21 protein-coding genes and 1 pseudogene are annotated in these 16,476 nt (G+C 68.5%); 10 read left to right on the top strand and 12 right to left on the bottom strand.

Features of this window, described 5'->3' with window-relative positions:
- Nucleotides 1-26: 26 nt before the first annotated feature.
- Nucleotides 27-1,700: a serine/threonine-protein kinase gene (locus tag ACFPZN_RS49265; RefSeq protein WP_378290901.1), complete on the bottom strand. Its 1,674-nt coding sequence runs from the start codon at nt 1,698-1,700 to the stop codon at nt 27-29.
- Between the two features lie 23 nt (nt 1,701-1,723).
- The gene (locus ACFPZN_RS49260; protein ID WP_378290899.1) at nt 1,724-2,356 is read right to left on the bottom strand and encodes a TetR/AcrR family transcriptional regulator; all 633 of its coding nucleotides are present in this window, start codon (nt 2,354-2,356) and stop codon (nt 1,724-1,726) included.
- 148 nt (nt 2,357-2,504) lie between these two features.
- On the opposite strand from ACFPZN_RS49260, the gene ACFPZN_RS49255 reads away from it, so the two are divergent.
- A complete protein-coding gene (locus ACFPZN_RS49255; RefSeq protein ID WP_378290897.1) occupies nt 2,505-2,912 on the top strand; it encodes a Dabb family protein in 408 nt (135 codons plus the stop codon).
- 120 nt (nt 2,913-3,032) lie between these two features.
- Here ACFPZN_RS49255 and ACFPZN_RS49250 read toward each other — a convergent pair whose 3' ends face one another.
- On the bottom strand, nt 3,033-3,644 hold the full coding sequence (locus ACFPZN_RS49250) for a hypothetical protein (RefSeq protein WP_378290895.1): 612 nt from the start codon (nt 3,642-3,644) through the stop codon (nt 3,033-3,035).
- Between the two features lie 355 nt (nt 3,645-3,999).
- Between ACFPZN_RS49250 and ACFPZN_RS49245 the strand changes: the two genes are divergently transcribed.
- Nucleotides 4,000-4,338: a PadR family transcriptional regulator gene (locus ACFPZN_RS49245; RefSeq protein ID WP_378290893.1), complete on the top strand. Its 339-nt coding sequence runs from the start codon at nt 4,000-4,002 to the stop codon at nt 4,336-4,338.
- A complete protein-coding gene (locus ACFPZN_RS49240) occupies nt 4,335-5,270 on the top strand; it encodes an HAAS signaling domain-containing protein (RefSeq protein WP_378290891.1) in 936 nt (311 codons plus the stop codon). Before ACFPZN_RS49245 ends, ACFPZN_RS49240 begins: the two co-directional genes overlap by 4 nt.
- Before the next feature lie 522 nt (nt 5,271-5,792).
- Here the strand turns inward: ACFPZN_RS49240 and ACFPZN_RS49235 are convergent.
- Complete coding sequence (locus ACFPZN_RS49235; protein WP_378290889.1) at nt 5,793-6,773, bottom strand: AraC family transcriptional regulator; 981 nt, start codon at nt 6,771-6,773, stop codon at nt 5,793-5,795.
- Between the two features lie 40 nt (nt 6,774-6,813).
- Between ACFPZN_RS49235 and ACFPZN_RS49230 the strand changes: the two genes are divergently transcribed.
- On the top strand, nt 6,814-7,728 hold the full coding sequence (locus ACFPZN_RS49230; RefSeq protein ID WP_378290887.1) for an alpha/beta fold hydrolase: 915 nt from the start codon (nt 6,814-6,816) through the stop codon (nt 7,726-7,728).
- A gap of 398 nt (nt 7,729-8,126) precedes the next feature.
- On the opposite strand, the gene ACFPZN_RS49225 is transcribed toward ACFPZN_RS49230, so the two are convergent.
- Complete coding sequence (locus ACFPZN_RS49225) at nt 8,127-8,927, bottom strand: NADPH-dependent F420 reductase (RefSeq protein ID WP_378290885.1); 801 nt, start codon at nt 8,925-8,927, stop codon at nt 8,127-8,129.
- Between the two features lie 173 nt (nt 8,928-9,100).
- Here ACFPZN_RS49225 and ACFPZN_RS49220 point away from each other — a divergent pair, with 173 nt between their 5' ends.
- Nucleotides 9,101-9,952: a helix-turn-helix transcriptional regulator gene (locus ACFPZN_RS49220; RefSeq protein WP_378290883.1), complete on the top strand. Its 852-nt coding sequence runs from the start codon at nt 9,101-9,103 to the stop codon at nt 9,950-9,952.
- A gap of 6 nt (nt 9,953-9,958) precedes the next feature.
- On the opposite strand, the gene ACFPZN_RS49215 is transcribed toward ACFPZN_RS49220, so the two are convergent.
- Nucleotides 9,959-10,183, bottom strand: coding sequence for a hypothetical protein (locus ACFPZN_RS49215; protein ID WP_378290881.1), 225 nt, complete (start codon nt 10,181-10,183; stop codon nt 9,959-9,961).
- 42 nt (nt 10,184-10,225) lie between these two features.
- On the opposite strand from ACFPZN_RS49215, the gene ACFPZN_RS49210 reads away from it, so the two are divergent.
- From ACFPZN_RS49210 to ACFPZN_RS49200, 3 genes are all read left to right on the top strand, one after another.
- Nucleotides 10,226-10,735, top strand: coding sequence for a recombinase family protein (locus ACFPZN_RS49210; protein ID WP_378290879.1), 510 nt, complete (start codon nt 10,226-10,228; stop codon nt 10,733-10,735).
- Nucleotides 10,736-10,757: 22 nt separating this feature from the next.
- Nucleotides 10,758-10,946, top strand: coding sequence for a sigma factor-like helix-turn-helix DNA-binding protein (locus ACFPZN_RS49205; protein WP_378290877.1), 189 nt, complete (start codon nt 10,758-10,760; stop codon nt 10,944-10,946).
- Nucleotides 10,947-11,121: 175 nt separating this feature from the next.
- Nucleotides 11,122-11,808 (top strand): hypothetical protein, encoded by a 687-nt coding sequence (locus tag ACFPZN_RS49200; protein ID WP_378290875.1) that lies wholly within the window; start codon nt 11,122-11,124, stop codon nt 11,806-11,808.
- Nucleotides 11,809-11,989: 181 nt separating this feature from the next.
- On the opposite strand, the pseudogene ACFPZN_RS49195 reads toward ACFPZN_RS49200, so the two are convergent.
- Both ACFPZN_RS49195 and ACFPZN_RS49190 read right to left on the bottom strand, forming a co-directional pair.
- A pseudogene (locus ACFPZN_RS49195) lies at nt 11,990-12,103 on the bottom strand (hypothetical protein); the annotation flags it as partial.
- 157 nt (nt 12,104-12,260) lie between these two features.
- On the bottom strand, nt 12,261-12,962 hold the full coding sequence (locus ACFPZN_RS49190) for an SDR family oxidoreductase (protein WP_378290873.1): 702 nt from the start codon (nt 12,960-12,962) through the stop codon (nt 12,261-12,263).
- Between the two features lie 210 nt (nt 12,963-13,172).
- Between ACFPZN_RS49190 and ACFPZN_RS49185 the strand changes: the two genes are divergently transcribed.
- Nucleotides 13,173-13,643 (top strand): alpha/beta fold hydrolase, encoded by a 471-nt coding sequence (locus ACFPZN_RS49185; RefSeq protein ID WP_378290942.1) that lies wholly within the window; start codon nt 13,173-13,175, stop codon nt 13,641-13,643.
- Here ACFPZN_RS49185 and ACFPZN_RS49180 read toward each other — a convergent pair.
- The 3 genes from ACFPZN_RS49180 to ACFPZN_RS49170 are packed head-to-tail and all read right to left on the bottom strand — an operon-like array spanning nt 13,535 to nt 14,933.
- Entirely contained in the window at nt 13,535-13,858 is a 324-nt protein-coding gene (locus tag ACFPZN_RS49180; RefSeq protein WP_378290871.1) for a DUF397 domain-containing protein, read from the bottom strand. The two genes, ACFPZN_RS49185 and ACFPZN_RS49180, sit on opposite strands and share 109 nt — an antisense overlap.
- Nucleotides 13,855-14,052 (bottom strand): DUF397 domain-containing protein, encoded by a 198-nt coding sequence (locus ACFPZN_RS49175; protein WP_378290869.1) that lies wholly within the window; start codon nt 14,050-14,052, stop codon nt 13,855-13,857. Before ACFPZN_RS49175 ends, ACFPZN_RS49180 begins: the two co-directional genes overlap by 4 nt.
- On the bottom strand, nt 14,049-14,933 hold the full coding sequence (locus ACFPZN_RS49170; protein WP_378290867.1) for a helix-turn-helix domain-containing protein: 885 nt from the start codon (nt 14,931-14,933) through the stop codon (nt 14,049-14,051). Before ACFPZN_RS49170 ends, ACFPZN_RS49175 begins: the two co-directional genes overlap by 4 nt.
- A gap of 248 nt (nt 14,934-15,181) precedes the next feature.
- Between ACFPZN_RS49170 and ACFPZN_RS49165 the strand changes: the two genes are divergently transcribed.
- Nucleotides 15,182-15,625 carry an ATP-binding protein gene (locus tag ACFPZN_RS49165; RefSeq protein WP_378290865.1) on the top strand — a complete coding sequence of 148 codons (444 nt, stop codon included), beginning with the start codon at nt 15,182-15,184 and terminating at the stop codon, nt 15,623-15,625.
- On the opposite strand, the gene ACFPZN_RS49160 is transcribed toward ACFPZN_RS49165, so the two are convergent.
- Entirely contained in the window at nt 15,563-16,210 is a 648-nt protein-coding gene (locus ACFPZN_RS49160; protein ID WP_378290863.1) for a rhomboid-like protein, read from the bottom strand. The genes ACFPZN_RS49165 and ACFPZN_RS49160 overlap by 63 nt on opposite strands.
- Nucleotides 16,211-16,476: the final 266 nt, after the last annotated feature.

Raw genomic sequence — 16,476 nt, 5'->3', positions numbered from 1 at the left:
ACTTCGTTCACCGAAAACGCAGCCGATCAGGAGCGTTGGAGGGCGGCGGCCTCGCCGGTCTCGGTGTATTCCCACCGGAGTCCCGACGCGCCCTGCGGGGTGAACTTCTGCAACCCGCCGAGCACGCAGCCGGCCTTCTGGGTCAGCATGCGGCTGGGGAAGACGAGGATGTCGCGTTCGGCGGAGACGAGCGTGGCCATGGAATCGCAGATGAGGCCGCTGCCGTTGGCCACGCTGATCCGGACGGTCTCCGTGCCCACGGCGCCGTCGCCGATGTCGAAGCGCCTGCGTACTCCTGCGGAGGCGACGGCGGTCAGCCCTTCGGACGTTCCGGTCCAGCGCCCGCGCACAACGGCCGGTACCGCGTCGTTGCGGGCGCGGGTGAGGGTGCCCGACACGTCGTGCGCGGCCCAGTGGACCTTGTCGCCGTTCATGGTCATCGTCTGCTGGGACTCGTTCCCGCACCGGCCCGGCGGGACGCCACGCGTGACGCGGGCGCGGAGCTTGACCGATGGGGCGCTGGACGACAGCGCGGCGGTGTACTCGCAGAACCCCGTGTCGTCGACCACGCGGATCCGGGCGACGTCCGCGCCGAGCCTGCCCTGGGAAAGGGTGACGCGGCGGAGCCACCAGGTCTGAGTGCCGGCCTTGCTGACCCATCCCTCCCAGGTTCCGAGCATGGCCGGCGGCACGTCCCCCTCGGCACCGGTGCCGTCCCCCGTGAGGGCGACGCCCATGGCGGCCGCGGCGACCGTGACCGCGGCGGCGGTGGCCCCGGCCGCCAGGTACAGCCTGGTCGGCCGCTTGGCGGCGGTTTCGACGTCCTCAAGTGCGAGCAGGCCGGCCGCATGGCGGCCCAGCTCCGTGACGATCTCGGCGGGCAGCCAGGACGCCGGCACCGGCGGCAGCGAGTCCAGGATCGCGGCGAGCGTGGGGCGCTCGCCCGGCTCCTTGGCCAGGCAGGCTTCCACGAGCTCGCGGACCGGCCCGGACAGGCCGCCCAGCTGCGGTCGTCCCTGCGCGACCTGGAGGAGCAGGGCGGGCAGGCCGCTCAGTCCCTCGCCGAACGGCCGCCGCCCGGTCGCGGCGTAGGCCAGTACCGAGCCGAGGCTGAAGACGTCGCCGGCGGGGCCGGGCTCCTCGCCGCGCACCTGCTCGGGCGACATGAAGGCGGGCGTGCCGACCAGGGCACCGGTGCGAGTGACCACGCTGGCGTCCACCGAACGCGCGATCCCGAAGTCGATCACGCGCGGTCCGTCGACCGTCACCAGCACGTTGGACGGCTTGAGGTCGCGGTGGACCAGTCCGCAGGCGTGCACGGCCCGGAGCGCATGGGCGAGACCGGACGCCAGGGCCAGGACGGACGCGGTGGGCAGCGGGCCATGGCGTTCGACGGTCTGATCGAGCGTGGGCCCGGGCACGTAGCCGGTGGCGACCCAGGGCGTGTCCGATTCGGTGTCGGCGTCCAGGACGGGCGCCGTCCACTCCCCGCCGACCCGGCGCGCCGCTTCCACCTCGCGCCGGAACCGCCGCCGGAACATCGGATCCAGGACCAGCTCGGCGTGCACGAGCTTGACGGCCACCAGCCGCCCGCCACGCGAACGGCCCAGGTAGACCCGTCCCATCCCGCCGGCCCCCAACCGGCCGAGCAGGCGGTGGCCGCCCACCCGACGCGGATCGCCGGGTTCCAACGACTCCACGCTCCTCCTTCGATTCGGGCGTTTCAGGCGCCCGCTCCTCCTCCTCCGTCGCCGCCGCGCGCGCCGTCGAGGACGAGGTCGGCCGTCCTTTCCAGGAAGGCGTCGTCGAGGGGACGGCCGAGCATGAGCAGCCGGAAGTAGAGCGGACCGGAGATCATCTGCAGAAGGAAGTCGGGGTCGGTGCCGGCGGGCAGCTCGCCCCGTTCGACGGCCCGCTCGAAGATCGCGCCCGCGACCTGGAAACGCTCCGGCCAGAACCTGTCGAGCAACTCGTAAAGCTCGGCGCTCTTGGCGCTGCGGGGCGCGGCCTCGCGCAGCAGCGCGGTGACCCACGGGGCCTTGAGGCCGAGCCGGATCTCCTGGAGCAGCGCGATCAGGTCGCCGCGCAGGGTGCCGGTGTCGGGCGGCGGCACCAGCTCACCGCGGCGCTCGACGATGGCGGCCGACACCAGGGTCGCCTTGTTCCGCCAGCGCCGGTAGACGGTCGACTTGTTGACGCCCGCACGCTCGGCCACCGCCTCCACCCGCAGCGCCGCGTAGCCGACCTCGCTGAGCTCGGCGACGGTGGCGTCGAAGACCGCCTGGCGCACGCGCGCGGTCCGGCCGCCCGGCCGAGCCGTCGCGGTGTCCAGATGGTCGAGCGGGTCCTCGGGCATCGGGGCAAGGCTAGAAGCCGGCCGCCCTAGACGCAACTCACCGACGCGTTAAGCGGGCTCTTAAAGCGCCAATGTGTTGCGTTAAGCCTCAGGGGTGGTTACCGTCGCTAACACGACAACCCGGTGCAACAAGGTCAGGAGAACCGACGTGATCTACCACCAGGTCCGGATCGCCATGAAGCCCGACGCCCCCGAGGACAAGGTCCGGCACGCGCTCGACCTGATGCGCAGGCTGGGCGACGAGCTCGACGCCGTCGAGTTCTTCATGGTCGGCCGCGACTTCGGCGGCGAGTTCCAGTACGGCGCCATGTACGCGCTCAAGGACGTCGACGCCTACCGCACCTACATGTACGACCCGCTGCACCGCGAGATCGACGCGATCGGCCTGCCGCTGGTCGCCAACATGATCTCCATGGACCTCACCGACGACGAGGACCCCGGGATCGGCGACAAGATCGCCCAAGTGCACGGCGACCGGTTCAAGGACCACCCCGAACTGCAGGACCTGGTCGACGACCTCGGCTCCTACGAGGGCAGCGGCACCAAGCCCACCTGAGACGGCGGGCGCCGTCCGACGACCAGAGGGGGATCGACGAGGACATTCCCGATCCTGCCGACGATCCAGACAGAACACCGTCACCTGGGTGATGACCGCCCGAGGTCTACACCGGGACGATCAGGCTGAGCCGGTGCCGGTCGGACCCGCTCCCGAGCGCCCGCGCCGACCTGCCGTCCCTTTCCGCTCGCGCGGCGACGGCAGGTTGCGCTTGTACTCACGCCTGAGCCCCCAGACCAAGGCTCCGCAGCCGACCGTCACCGCGAGTGGAAACGCGCAGCCGACGAAACCGGTCGCCTTATAGGTCCCCGGGACCACGGCATGATCCTCCTGCCGCACGGACCAGGGAATGGGAATCACATACCCTCGCCGGGCGCGCAGATACGCCGGCTGTTGACCTCCTGGGGGACATGGCGCGTCGAAATCCACATGGACTTCACGTTGAACGGTGCCGTCCATCGAACGAAAGGTTCCCGCGCAATATGCGGGACTGCTTCTACCTGCTCCTGCATAGTAGTGCGTGGTGACAGTGCCACGCGTGCCGTACTTGCCCTGGGAGAACGTCAGGTTCTCGTACGCGGTGACGACGTTCCAAGCCGTCCACCATCCGGCGGCGATGACCAGGCAATACGTGAAGGCCAGCAAGCCGAGGTATTGGGCCCTTGACGTCTCCGACTTTCGCCGGCGAGCTTCCTCGAAGCTCTTTCCAGCACTCTCGGCTCTCTTCTCCATGCCGATTCGGACGGGACGCCGGCGCCTCCGGTTCCTTGTCCAGTTGATCGGTATGTTCAAGGAGACTAAAGGCGCCGGCCTCTCATGCTTGCCGTCCCGCCCGCGCCCGCCGAACCACGTCCAGTCGTCGAAACGCGACGGGCTGCCCCATCCCGGCGTCGCCCGCGAACCATTCGCATCTGATGTGAGCGCGAGGGAAATGCCCGGTTCCGTCCCCTGGTTCTGGCTGATCCCTACGGTGCGGCCTGGACGGCCGAGTCGGTGGCGCTCGCCGGGAACTCACTGTGCGCATGGTGGAGGACCCGAGTCGTTGGGTGTTGGACATTAGTGTGTGTCGCACAGTATCGTGCCGGACATGTCCCCCGAGGAACTGATCCGGGCGCAAGCCCAGGAATTGCGCCGCGGCACCGTCGTGCTGGCCTGCCTGGCGCTGCTCGAGGAGCCGCAGTACGGCTACGCGCTGCTGGAGACGCTCAACGACGCGGGTGTCTCCGTCGACGGGAACACCCTGTATCCGCTGCTGCGCAGGCTGGAGAAGCAGGGGCTGCTCGCCAGCGAGTGGAACACCGACGAGTCCCGGCCGCGGAAGTTCTACCGGGTCAGCGCCGAGGGCTCCCGGGTGCGGGCGGGCCTGGTCGGCGAATGGCGCGACCTCGTCGCCTCGATCTCACGACTGACGGAAGAGAAGCCATGAACGCGAACACCCTGACCGAGCGGTACGTCCACGAGGTCGTCCGCCGGATCCCCTCCGACCAGCGCGACGACATCGCCGAGGAACTGCGCGCCGTCATCGCCGACACCGTCGAGGCGCGCGGCGCGACCGCGCGGGAGGTGCTCACCGAGATGGGCGACCCGATCCACCTCGCCGCCCGTTACGCGGACCGGCCGCTCGGGCTGATCGGCCCCGGCCTCTACCCGGCGTACGCCCGGACGCTGAAGGTCCTGCTGGCCGGCGTGCTGCCGGTGGTCGTCGCGGTGTCCATGGCGGTCGAGGTCTTCGACGGCGGCGGCGTCGCCTCGGCGATCGGCGGCGGCGTCGGCGCGCTGCTCGCCGTCGGCGCCCAGATGATCGCCTGGCTCACCGCGGTCTTCGCCGTGGTGGAGCGCTCGCGCTCCCTCGGCCGCCTCTTCCGCGGCACCGAGGGCTGGACGCCCGACGACCTGCCCGACGCCCCACAGACGGAGAAGGCCGCGGGCCGCGGCGTTCTGGCCTCCGCCGCGGTGAGCACGCTGCTGCTCGCCCTGATCGTCTGGCAGCACGTCGCCGAGCCCTACCGCACCGGCGGCGACCGCATGCCGATCCTCGACCCGGCCCTGTGGTCGGGCTGGATCTGGCCGATCCTCGTCGGCCTCGCCGGCACCGTCCTCTTCGAACTGGTCCGGGTCGCCGCACACCGCTGGACCGTTCCCCTCGCCGCCGCCTACGCCGCCGCCGAAGCCCTCTTCGCCTTCTCCCTCATCTGGGTCCTGCACCGGCAGGCGCTCTTCAACCCCGACTTCCTCGCCACCGTCAACGACGGCAAGGGCTGGACGGTCCCCGAAGCCTTCTACACCGGCACCATCCTGGTAGTCCTCGCCATCAGCGCCACCGAAATCCTCGGCCGCTTCCGCGACACCCGCCCCTGACCCGAACCCCGCCCCTCCCAAGGACCCGCCCCCGGCGGGTCCTTCCGCTCTCCGGCCCAGGACATCGAGCAGCAGCGACCACGGCACGCGTCGTCGGCGGCGGAGTCATCCCCGGGTGCGGGTTCACCGGGAGGGCGGCCGGAATACGCCAGAAAGGGATCACGGCCTGACGGTTGATCGTCAGGGTGATCGGCGTCGGGTTGGCGGCGGTCCTGGGGGTTGCGGGTGACCTCGATCGATCGGACCGTGTATCCACGGTTTGCGCGGGTGTTGGCGGCGCAGGAGTTGGCGGAGGCGTTCACGCCGACCGGGGCCGAGGTGGAGTGATCAAGTGATCTGTATTCGAAGCGACGGTCTCCAGAGGTGGTCATTTGGAGTGGTCGTTGGGGCGTGGCGGTTCCAGGTTCCGCCCGCGTCGACGGCTACCCGTCAACCGGTGGTGCAGGCAGATTCCGGGTCTGTGTCGACTGTTGGCGTACGGGGGCGGGTCTGTGGAGCCGGCGTCGGGGGTCGGCACACTGGCTATCCCGCCCCTACCTGGTGGCGTGCCTCGTCGCGGAAGTATCGGGGCGAAGCCCCGACTACGCGCCGGAATGCCGTGCTGAAGGCGCTCTCGGACTCGTAGCCCGTAGCCGCTGCGAGCTCGGAGATAGAGCGGGTGTCATTGCGCAGGGCGTCGCGGGCCAGGCTCATTCGCCATTCGATCAGGTAGGTCAGGGGGGCCGTGCCGACCTTGGCTTTGAACGCGGCGGCGAACGCGGAGCGTGACATGTGGCTGATCGCGGCGAGCTCGTCGAGCGTCCAGCGCCGGCTCACGTCAGCGTGCATCGCGCGCAGTGCCGCCCCGATGCCGTCCTCGACCAGTGCGCCGAGCCAGCCGACGGGCCGCTCGGTCTCATCGGCATGGACTCGCAGCATGTGGACGAGGATGAGCTGCGCGAGGTGCTCCAGCACGAGGGATCGTCCGACACCGGCGGACTCCATCTCCGCGACCGTGAGAGCGGAAAGGTTCGCCAGGAGTGCTCCACGCGGGTCGCCGACCCGGACGAGGACGATGGGCGGAAGCACGTCGAACAGCACCGAGGCGTTGGCTTCCTCGAACACGAAGTCGATGCAGCACACGTAGGTGTCCTCGTCGGACTCGGCTCCGATGCGCACCTCGCCGTCGTTCTCGCTCTCCCAGAAAGCAGTGGCCTGGCCCGGTCCCACGTCGAGTGTGCTGGTCAGCGTGTAGGACGGTGGGTCGTTCAGCAGGAAGAAGTCGCCCTTGTGCAGAAGTACCGGCTCGCACCCGTCGAGGGCCATCCAGCATTCACCCTCAAGGACGACGCCCAGCTTCACGTGCGAGTAGGGATCGAAGCGCACGGCCCACGGCGAGGCGGCGTGCACGCGTGCTGGGACAACCGCCTTCGTGCGCAGTAGTCGCAGAACGTCGACGATCGGGTCACCCGATCCGACAGCCCTATCCCGCCTGGACGATGCGTAATCTTTCTTGGACTTCACGTTATTCATCATACGCGCCCGTGCTCCTACGGTTAGGCCCATGAGCAACGCACACACGGTGCCCGCAACGGGCACCAGCACCACAGACGGGCTGCCCAGCAAGAACTACAAGATGATCGATGCCCTCGGCCACCAGCTGCGGGTGTACGACGAGGGACCGGCCGATGCGCCGACCCTGGTCATGTTCCACGGCGCCCCGCACAACTCGCTTGAGTTCCGGTTCAACGTCCCGGCGATCGTCGAGGCCGGATACCGCGTGGTCGTCCCGGAGCACCTGGGCGCCGGCGGGTCCGACCGCCCCGAGGAGGTGGAACTCTACTCGGGCTACCACGACTATGAGCGTGCCGTGGCCGTCGTGGACGCCCTGGGCCTGGACAAGTTCTATGTCGAGGGTGGCGACCGCGGAAGCCTCCCAGCGTGGATGATCGCGGCTCTGAATCCCGAGCGGGTCCTCGGCCTCATCTCGGAGAACGTCAGCCACCTCAACGGCTTCTTCATCGATCCCGCACTCGATCAGCGCAAACGGTCGTGGTACATGTCCTACTTCCAGTTCGAGGCCGCCGAAGAGGTCCTGCGAGCCGACGACTGGGCCCTTGCCCGGGAGTTCTTCGACTGGCATCCCGACATGGAGCACATCCTTGCCGACTGGGAGCGCCCCAACGGCCTCAAGGCAAGCTGGCTCAACTGGTACCGCTCGACCGTCAACCCCGACACGGCCCCCAAGGCAGAGCCCCTGCCTGACGTGACCGCTCCGGTCCTGCAGCTCTACACCATGAACGACCCCTACATCGGCCCGGAGCAGCTGATCACCGGCCGCGAGTTCATCAAGGGCCCCTTCACTCTCAAGCGGATCGGCGGAGCCGGCCACTTCATCGCCCGCAACGCCCCCGCAGTGTTCAACCGCGAAGTCATCAAGTGGCTCGGCGACCGCGAGAACGAGCGCCGAAGCAACTGACGCCAGTCCAGCGATCCGCAGCCGTCCGGGGAGCGAACAGCGAGCCCCTGGACGGCTGCGATCCCGATTACAGGCCATCGCGTCTCTCACCTGAGTACTGCAGGTCCAAAACGTCAGAAAGGATGGCCGCGTGAGGGCGTCCGCTGATCAGATGCGTGCCGAAGGCGGAGACCCCAGCGGACAGGGGGTTGCGCACCGTCTCGGAACCCGCCCGGCGGCGCAGTTCGAGCAGCAGCCCGGACGTCCGCGAAATGGCGGCGCACAGGCCCTTCTGGCCTGTGCCCCGCCAGTCTGCCCAGTCTTGGACTGGAGCGGGCGACACGGCGACAGTGACGACCTGGGATCCAGCCCATGGGTCGGTCTCAGGGGCGTGTGGCGGCACCCGGTGCGCAAGGGTGCTACTTCTGCACGGTATTTGCGCTCGCCAGGTCCATGAAGATGGCGACGTGGGCCGGAGGCATGGCTGCCAGCGTGCCCCCGATGGGCGAGGGGCGCTCCGCGCTGTCGATCATCTTTCGGGCGGCCTCCGGTGAGACGGGCGGGACCGGGTGTTCGAGGTAGAAGCTCTTCTCCTCGTCCGCGGTGAGTCCGTCCGGGATGGTGGGGGCGTACGGCCAGAAGTAGATCGGGGTGTTGGGCTCGATGCGCCAGCTCTCTGCGAGCGGGCCGGCGTCGACCACGTCGTAGCCGACCGCTTCCAGGAACTGCGTCACGGTCTTCTTGGCAGCGGCATCGTTCCCGGCGATCGGCATGGTCGTCCGTTCCGGGTCACCCTCGGGGCGGGCGTTGGAGTACATGTGGTTCCAGTCCAGGTTGTGCAGCCCCTTGACGACCAGGGAGTCCTTGAGGTGCCGCTGTACGAGCTCACTCGAGGTGAGTGCCCCGTTGTCGAGCTCGGCGTTGCGCCAGAACTCGGGGTAGTAGTTCGTCTGGTCGATGACGATCTTCCCGGCAAGCTTGTCGGCCGGCAGCGCTTCGAAACTCGCGAGCGGGACAGGAAGGGCGATGATGTCCCCGGCCGCGATCGCCTCATCGACGGTTCCGGCGCGCGCGAGCGGACCGAGCTCCTGAACGAGTTCCGCAAGGGACTCCGGACCTCGCGAGTTGCTGAGCACGACCCTGTGGCCCGCGTCGACGGCCAGACGAGCGACGGAGCCGCCGACCAGGCCGGAGCCGACGATTCCGATGGTGCGTGTCATCACCGATATCTCTTTCTTCAAAGGGGGCGTCAGCGCGCCGCAGAGGGCTCTGCGTCTGACGCGCTTGGCTTACGAGTCGATATTCGGCCTGTCCACAGGGGTGCACCAGGCGTTGTCGTCCCTGGTATTCCCGGTACCACCCAGCTCTTGACGCGCGGACGCATACTGATCCCATGAGCACCCATACCGAACTCGGTCCAGCCCTGCGCGCATGGAGGGAGCGCATCCGCCCGGCCGACGTTGGTCTGCCGACCGCGGGCAACCGGCGAGTTCCGGGTCTGCGACGTGAGGAACTGGCCGTGCTGGCCGGCATCTCCGTCGACTACCTCGTACAGCTCGAACAGGGCCGCGCGAAAAATCCGTCGCCCCAGGTCCTTGCCGCCTTCGCGCAGACACTGCGCCTGAACGCCGTGGATCGCGAGCTCCTCTACCGGCTGGCCGGTTCGGTGGTCCCCCCGTCCGGTTCGGTGCCGCGCGAGGTGCCGCCCGGTGTGCAGCGGATGATCGACCGGATGAGCGACACTCCGCTGGCCGTCTTCACCGCTGCCTGGGATGCCGTGCAGAGCAACCCGCTCTGGGGCGAGCTGTTCGGCGATCCGGCCGCGGCCGATGCCCGGTCGGGCAACCTGATCTGGGGGCATTTCGCCGCTCCGCATGCAGCCGGCGCATCCCGGATCGAGCGCGACGCCGCACACGCCGACGCATTCGAACGCATGATGGTGTCCGACCTTCGACGGGCCGCTGACCGATACCCGGACGACCGCGCCGTCACCGAACTGATCGACGGACTCCGCGAGGCCAACCCGCGCTTCGCCGACCTGTGGACCCGCTACGAGACCCTGCCGATCGGTCGCTCGCACAAGACAGTCGTCCACGCCGAGCTCGGTGAGATCGTCCTGGACTGCGACATCATGACCATCGAACGTGCCGACCTCCACATCGTGCTCAACTGGGCCGCCCCGGACACCGGTGCCGCCGAGAAGCTTGCCGCGCTGCGCGAGCGGGTGACCACCGCGGCACGCTGAACACTGCTACGGCTCATCGTTCTTCTTCTGGCAGGAGTCGTTGATCAGGTGATCTGTGTTCGAAGCGACGGTCTCCGCGGTGGTCACTTGGAGTGGGTCGTTGGGGGCGTAGCGGTTCCATCTTCCGCCTGCGTCGGCGTCGACGCGGGTGGTGGTGACGTGGTGGTAGCCGAGGTATCCGGCGCCGGACCAGCCGGAACGGTCATCGCCTTCGAGACGGGGACCTTCCACCGAGGCACCCGACTGACCGCGCCGCGCGGTGTTCGTTACAGCATGCACCTGGGATTTCGGCCATCCAGCCTTCGGTGGGGACAGCGGACCGGGTGGGCTGCGCAGGCATTCGAAGAAGCATGGGTCGACTTCGTCCACCGCGCCACGCCGCGGCAGCTCCAAGCCCTGGGGTTCCCTCCCGGCACCGCCCGGTTCGGGTACGCCCGCTGCTCCACCGACGAGCAGGACGTCGTCGTCCAGACCGAGCAGCTTCTCGCGCTCGGCGACCCGGTCGATCGGATCTACATCGACCGGGGCTTCTCCGGGACCACCCGCCGCAACCGCGGCGGCTTGGACCAGGCCCTGGCCGCGGTGTGGCCCGACAGCGTGTTCACCGTGACCAAGTTCGACCGGTTCGCCCGCAACATGGCCGAGGCCAACCAGATCCTCACCGACCTGTCCGACCGGGAGGTGCTGTTCGGCCTGGGCGGGTCGGTCCACGACTGGAACGACCCGTTCGGCCGGCTTTCCTGCAGACCCTGGCGATGGTCGCCGAGTTCGAGGCGAACCTAGGCCACCTGCGCACCCGCGAGGCATGGCGCTGGCCAAGAAGAACGGCAAGCTCAAAGGCAAGCAGCCCAAACTGCCCGAGCCCGCGCGGCGTTCCATCCGCCGCCGCTACGCCGAAGGCGAGGTGTCGCTGGCCGACCTGGCCACCGAGTACAGCGTCGGCCGCTCCACCATCCACCGCATCATCCACGGGCCGCCGGCCGGACAGAGCTGACGACCAGTGCGCGGCCGGTCCCAGGGCGCACCATCGGAGCGGAAAAGGCTGTGTTCCCCAGCCCCGATGTCCCACTCCCTCTCCCTGGGGCGACTCGGAACTGAGACGGCCGCGAAACCCCGTCGGTTTGGCCGCGCCATCCGTCCACGTCCGAATGTCCGCGTAATGTCAGGGCATGACGCGGGCCGAACTGCTGCGAGCCCTTGTGGCCACGGGCCGACGCTACGAACCTGCGCGGCTGCATGAACTGGCGGCCGAACTGGACCTGCCCGTCTCCGACCTGTTCGTGATCGCGGGACGTCCCGTCCCCGCGCACCTGCTGCCACCGGACCGCGATCGCGAGGTCATGCGCGAGTTCGCCTACCGGGTGACCTACTGCGACCACGCCCGGCTGGCTTCCCTCGAAGACTTCGTGACGGGCCTGGCGTCGGCCGCCGAGACGCCGGACGAGATGGAAGCCGCCTCCGACATGGACGGTTTGCCGCGCATACTCGACGGGCTCCTGCGCAACCGCGGCTTCGGAGCCGGGGAGTTGCCGTTCACCGGGCTGGCCCGCAGCACGATCAACGGCATGCTGAGCGGCCGGTGGCACAACCTGCGGCAACTCCATGCGATGGCGGGGCCACTGGGATGGGAACTCGAGGACCTGGCGCCCGTGGCAGGCGAACCGCTGGGCCCCTTCAAGCCCTGCTCCGTGCTCTGCCGTCATGTCGGCAGGGTGTACGTGGCCGCCATTCCCCTCACGACCGAGCAACTGATTCAGGCCGCCATTGAGGTGGATCGTCTGAGCGGCCGGGAGGATCAGGGCGCCTGGCGCCCATGGGTTGAGAACCAGTGCCCCGACGTGCCGTCCCCGGGCTAGCAGGAGCTCGCGGTCCGCCGTCCTGCGGCGATGTCGCGCATGGCCAGCAGCGCCGCGCGGTGGCCAGCTCCGCCTCGTCGAAGGCGCGCGTCGCGGTGACCATCTCGCCGATCATCGGCCCGAAGAACGACCAGCCCAGGGCGATGGCCTCGTCCTGCACGGTCAGCAGCACCCGCCGCCGGTCGCGGGTGTCCGGTTCACGGCGGACGAGCCCGCGCCGCGTCAGCCGATCGACCAGGGCCGTGGTCGAGGCGTTCACGCCCAACTGCGAACGCAGCCATCCGGGGGTGGCGGTCGCGCCCGCCCGATCGGCTAGTCGCCGCTATCGGTTGGAGCCCGACGTTTTGGAGAGGTCGGTGCGGATCAAGCAGATACTTTCCTCAGTGCCACGGGTGCCCGCGTGGGGTCATGCCAGTGAACCGTCCTGAGCATCCGTGATGGGCCGGTCGGCCTCACAGCGGTGAAGGGACGGGGCGGATCGTGAGGGTGTTGACGTCCACACCCGTCGGCTGATTGATCGCCCACACGATGGCGTCGGCGAGTTGGTCGGCGGTGATCATGGCACGGTCCGGCGGCCCGCCGTCGGCGTCGAAGAAATTGGTCTCCGTGGCTCCCGGATTGACCAGTGTCACGCCTACGCCGTCGTTGGTCACCATGCGCCTGGTGTTCTCGGCGAGCCCGGTCACCGCCCATTTGGTCGCTCCGTAGATGTTGCCAGGGCTGTAGACCACGCCCGCGACGCTTCCAATGAGGACGATCCGCCCGCGAGTCTGCTTCAGAGCGGGCAGGGCGGCCCTGATCAACAGGGCGGGGCCGAGCACGTTGGTCAGCACCATGTCTCGCCATACATCGGGATCCCCTTCGGTGACATCATCGAAGGAGGCAAAGCCGGCGTTGGCCACGACAGCGTTCAACTGCCCGAACTCCCGGACCGTGGATTCGACGGCCGTCTGGACGTCTTGATAGTCGCTCGCATCGCCGATGACCGTGCGCAGGCCTGCTGGCCGGCCCAATTCCTCGGCGAAGCGGCGCAGACGATCCGCGCCACGCCCGGTGACGGTGACTCGGTACCCCTCCGCCAGCAACCGCCGAGCGGTGGCCGCCCCGATACCACTTCCGCCTCCGGTGATCAGGGCGACAGGAGAGTCGGACACGCGCAGCCTCCGAGGGCACTTGGGCAACCGGTATCGACCAACACGCACACATTACGCATGGGCGACTCGCAGGGCGAGTTCGCACAGCCCGGTGAAGTCAACATGAAGCCCGTTGCGCCCGGCGAACTCGGCGGCGAACAGGTCGAGCCCATGGTGACGGCCCGCAGCAGCTGAACCGGTTGGAGATCGTTGATCGAAAGGATGGATGCGGTGGACGAGGGGCTCTTCTCCGCGGCCCACGACGCCGCCCTGCGGCGATGGCCCGAACCGGTGCGCGGCGTTGACCTGACGTCCCGCTACGGCACCACCCGGGTCCACATCTGCGGTCCGGAGGACGGCGTCCCCCTCGTGCTCCTGCCCTGCGGCGGGACGACCTCGGTGTCATGGTTCGCCAACGTCAGAAACCTGGCCCGCGACCACAGGCTCTACGCCGTCGACCTGTTGGCATGGCTGGACGTGCTCTTCGACGAGCTCAGCCTTGACGGCGCCCACCTGTGCGGCCACTCCTACAGGGCCTGGATCGCCCTGGCAGAGGCGTTCCTGGACAGCACCACCACCGTCCGACGCAAGGCTCACAACGCGCAACGCGTTGCCATCGCCGCCTCCTCCCCAATGCCGACATCACCACCCTGCGCGGCGCCTCCCACCACTCCATCCCCACCGACCTCAACCCAGTGTTGACGGGCTTCCTGGCCGGATGAACTCCAGCCCACCCATGCGAACGGCCTGGAGAAACGCCGCCACTCCTGGGGAGCGAATTCCAGGATGGGTCCGCTATCGCGCTCCTTGGTGTCGCGGACACCGATCGTGCCGTTGGGTGAGCGGCCGACTTCAACACAGTTCGTGTCGGGGGTGCTGCGGCTCGGCTTGCGCCAGTGCTCGAATCGGGTGGTCATCCGAGCTGTCCTGAGCGGACGGAGTGGAGGAGGCTGGCCCACTCGCGAGGGGTGAGTTCGAGGATAGGGCTGGCGTCGCCCTGTTTGGTGTCGCGTACGCCGATGGCGCCCTGCGGCGAGCGGGCAACCTCGACGCATTCGGCGGCGGCGGAGCTGTGACTCGACTTGCGCCAACCGTTGTAGTGCTGCTTCACGTGCCGGACCCAATCTGCTCGTTCAGCCGATCGGCCGTGTCCGCGAAGTGGGAAAGGCTCTCCAACGCGGGCAGAGCCGCCTGGCTGAGGCGATCATAATGACGTTCATAGCTTGCCACCTCCTCCGGCTTTGTGAGGACGAGGTCAGTGGTGAACATCTCGGAGACGACCATTGGTGGATCGGCGAGATCCGGAAACGTGTAGAGCATGAACGAGGAAGCTTGAAGGCTTCCCGTGATGATGCGGACGTCCAGCGGGAGAAGGCGGAGGGTGAATCGCGGCTGGTGGGAAAGCACGTCCACCATGTGGCGGAGCTGAGCCGCCATGACCGCGGGTGGGACGGGGAGACGCTTGAGGACGTATTCGTCGAGGATGATCTCACAGGTAGGACCGTCGGGGCGGAAGACGGTCTCCTGGCGCATCCGGCGGGCCTCGATAATGCGGGCGGGTACGTAGTCGAGTTCAGGAGCCTCGGCCGCGTCCAGATCGATGAGTGCCTGGTGAAACTCGGCAGCCTGGAGCAGGCCGGAGATTGACATCTGGTTGTAGCCGCGGATGGTGGCGGCGCCGGATTCCACGTCAGCGTAGAGGCGCTGGCGGCGGCCCATGGAGTTGCCGAAGGAGTCCCACCAGCCCCGCTCGGCGGCCTCGACGGCGATGGTGATGATCTTTTCGCGTCTGTCGCCGGTCACGTCGAGAGCGTCGAGGATCTTGATGACGGCGGCGATATCGGGACGGCCGCGCGCGTTCTCCAGCCTGGAGATCTTCATGCGCGAGCGGTAGAGCCGTTGGGACAGTTGCTCGGCGGTGAGGCCGTGCTCCTCGCGGAGCGCCCGGAGTTCGGCGGCGAGACGGCGGCGGCGAACGAAGGGGCTGCTCATCAGGGCCTCCCTGGGGGTGGAGGATGGTCTGCCTACTCTTTGTTACCACTCTCGAACCGAACGTGTTGGCGATTGCTCGTGTGTTCGAAAGGGTGCGGCGACGAGGAACGATCGCCTGGTGAACGTTCAGATCGTGTGCGTGCCACTTCGTGGTCTGGGCGAGGAAAGCGGCGGTCTCACGGGACGGCCTCAGTGGTTCTGGTGACGATGAAGGCGGATCGTCCCCGCTTCAGCCCGTGAGGTGATCAATGCTGCTCACTGTGCCCGTTTCCGCCGATTCCGAGGCGCCGCTCTACTGGCGGCGCGAGTTCCGTGGGCGGCCCGATCAGGTCCGCGTCGTCCGCGCCTTCGCCGCGCATCTGCTGGACGGCTTCCCCGCCCTGGACGACGTCCTGCTCGTCCTGGACGAACTGGTCGTGAACGCCCTGCGCCACACGCGGTCAGGCCGGGACGGCGGTTGCTTCACCGTCGGGCTGCGCTGGGAGGAGGACGGGGTGACGGCCTGGGTCTCGGACGAGGGCGGCCCCGGCAAGCCGGGCGTGCGGCAGCCGGCCGATCCGGAGGCGATCGACGAGCTGCCGGAGTGCGGACGTGGCCTGCTGACCGTGGACGCGCTGGTCACGCAGTGGTCATGGACGGGTGACGTCCGGGGCCGCACGGTCCGCGCGTGCTTTTCGCACGACCAGGACTGACAGCGCGACGCCGATGGCACCCGACAGGACGTGCCCGACCGACGAATAGTCGGGAAGCCGCCCGTACCAGGTGGCGGCGGTCAGCGGATAGAGGACCGCGACCGCGGCCCACGGGATGCGCAGCCACTTGTGAAGCAGCCAGGTCACCGCGCCGATGGCGCCGATCGAGCCGAAGCTGACGCCGTAATCCGGGTCGTGCCGCACCTCGTCCGGGTAGTGGCCCGCGTGGACGGCGTACGCGACGACCCCCAAGACGAGAAGAGTGGCCAGGACATGGGCCGTCGCGAAAATCCCGAAAGCACGAAGCGTGCCCAGACGATATTCGAGCCAGGACAGGCAGACCGCGATTCCCAGGCCGATGATGAGGATCTGGTCCAGCACGACGCCCGAGGTGTCGACGACGAGGGCGCTGGCCACGAGCCGGAACGGCGCCGTCCAGTTGGTCATGTCGGCCAGGTTCGTGCTGATGGCCTCCAGGACGCGCCGCCGATCGTCCGCGGAAAGGACGCGGAAGACGATGACGTGCGTCCCCAGCAGGAAGACCAGATAAGAGGCCGTGCCCGCGCATCGGCGCAGAAACCGCATCGTCCCCTCCTCCGGCCCCTCGGAACCCACCGCACCCTATCGCGGGGGAAGGACGGGCCCATTCGGCTCCACCACTCGAACACATTGTCGGCCCATTGAGGTCTCTTCATGGGCTCGAACAGTCAGTGCGAACGCGACCGGTGTCACGATGCCGTCGTGGCCGGTCCGGAGAGGAAGCGGTCGGCCTCGTCGAGTGTTCGCGGTTGCTCGGGTGTCACCTTCAGGACGTCGCGCCGGTAGTTGCGGATCTCCAGCACGCTGCCGGG

This window comes from Actinomadura rugatobispora (genome assembly GCF_042656285.1).
In the GTDB taxonomy this organism is placed as follows: domain Bacteria; phylum Actinomycetota; class Actinomycetes; order Streptosporangiales; family Streptosporangiaceae; genus Spirillospora; species Spirillospora rugatobispora.
Note: the sequence above shows the minus strand (reverse complement) of the source record. Positions and strands in the feature narration are given on the sequence as shown.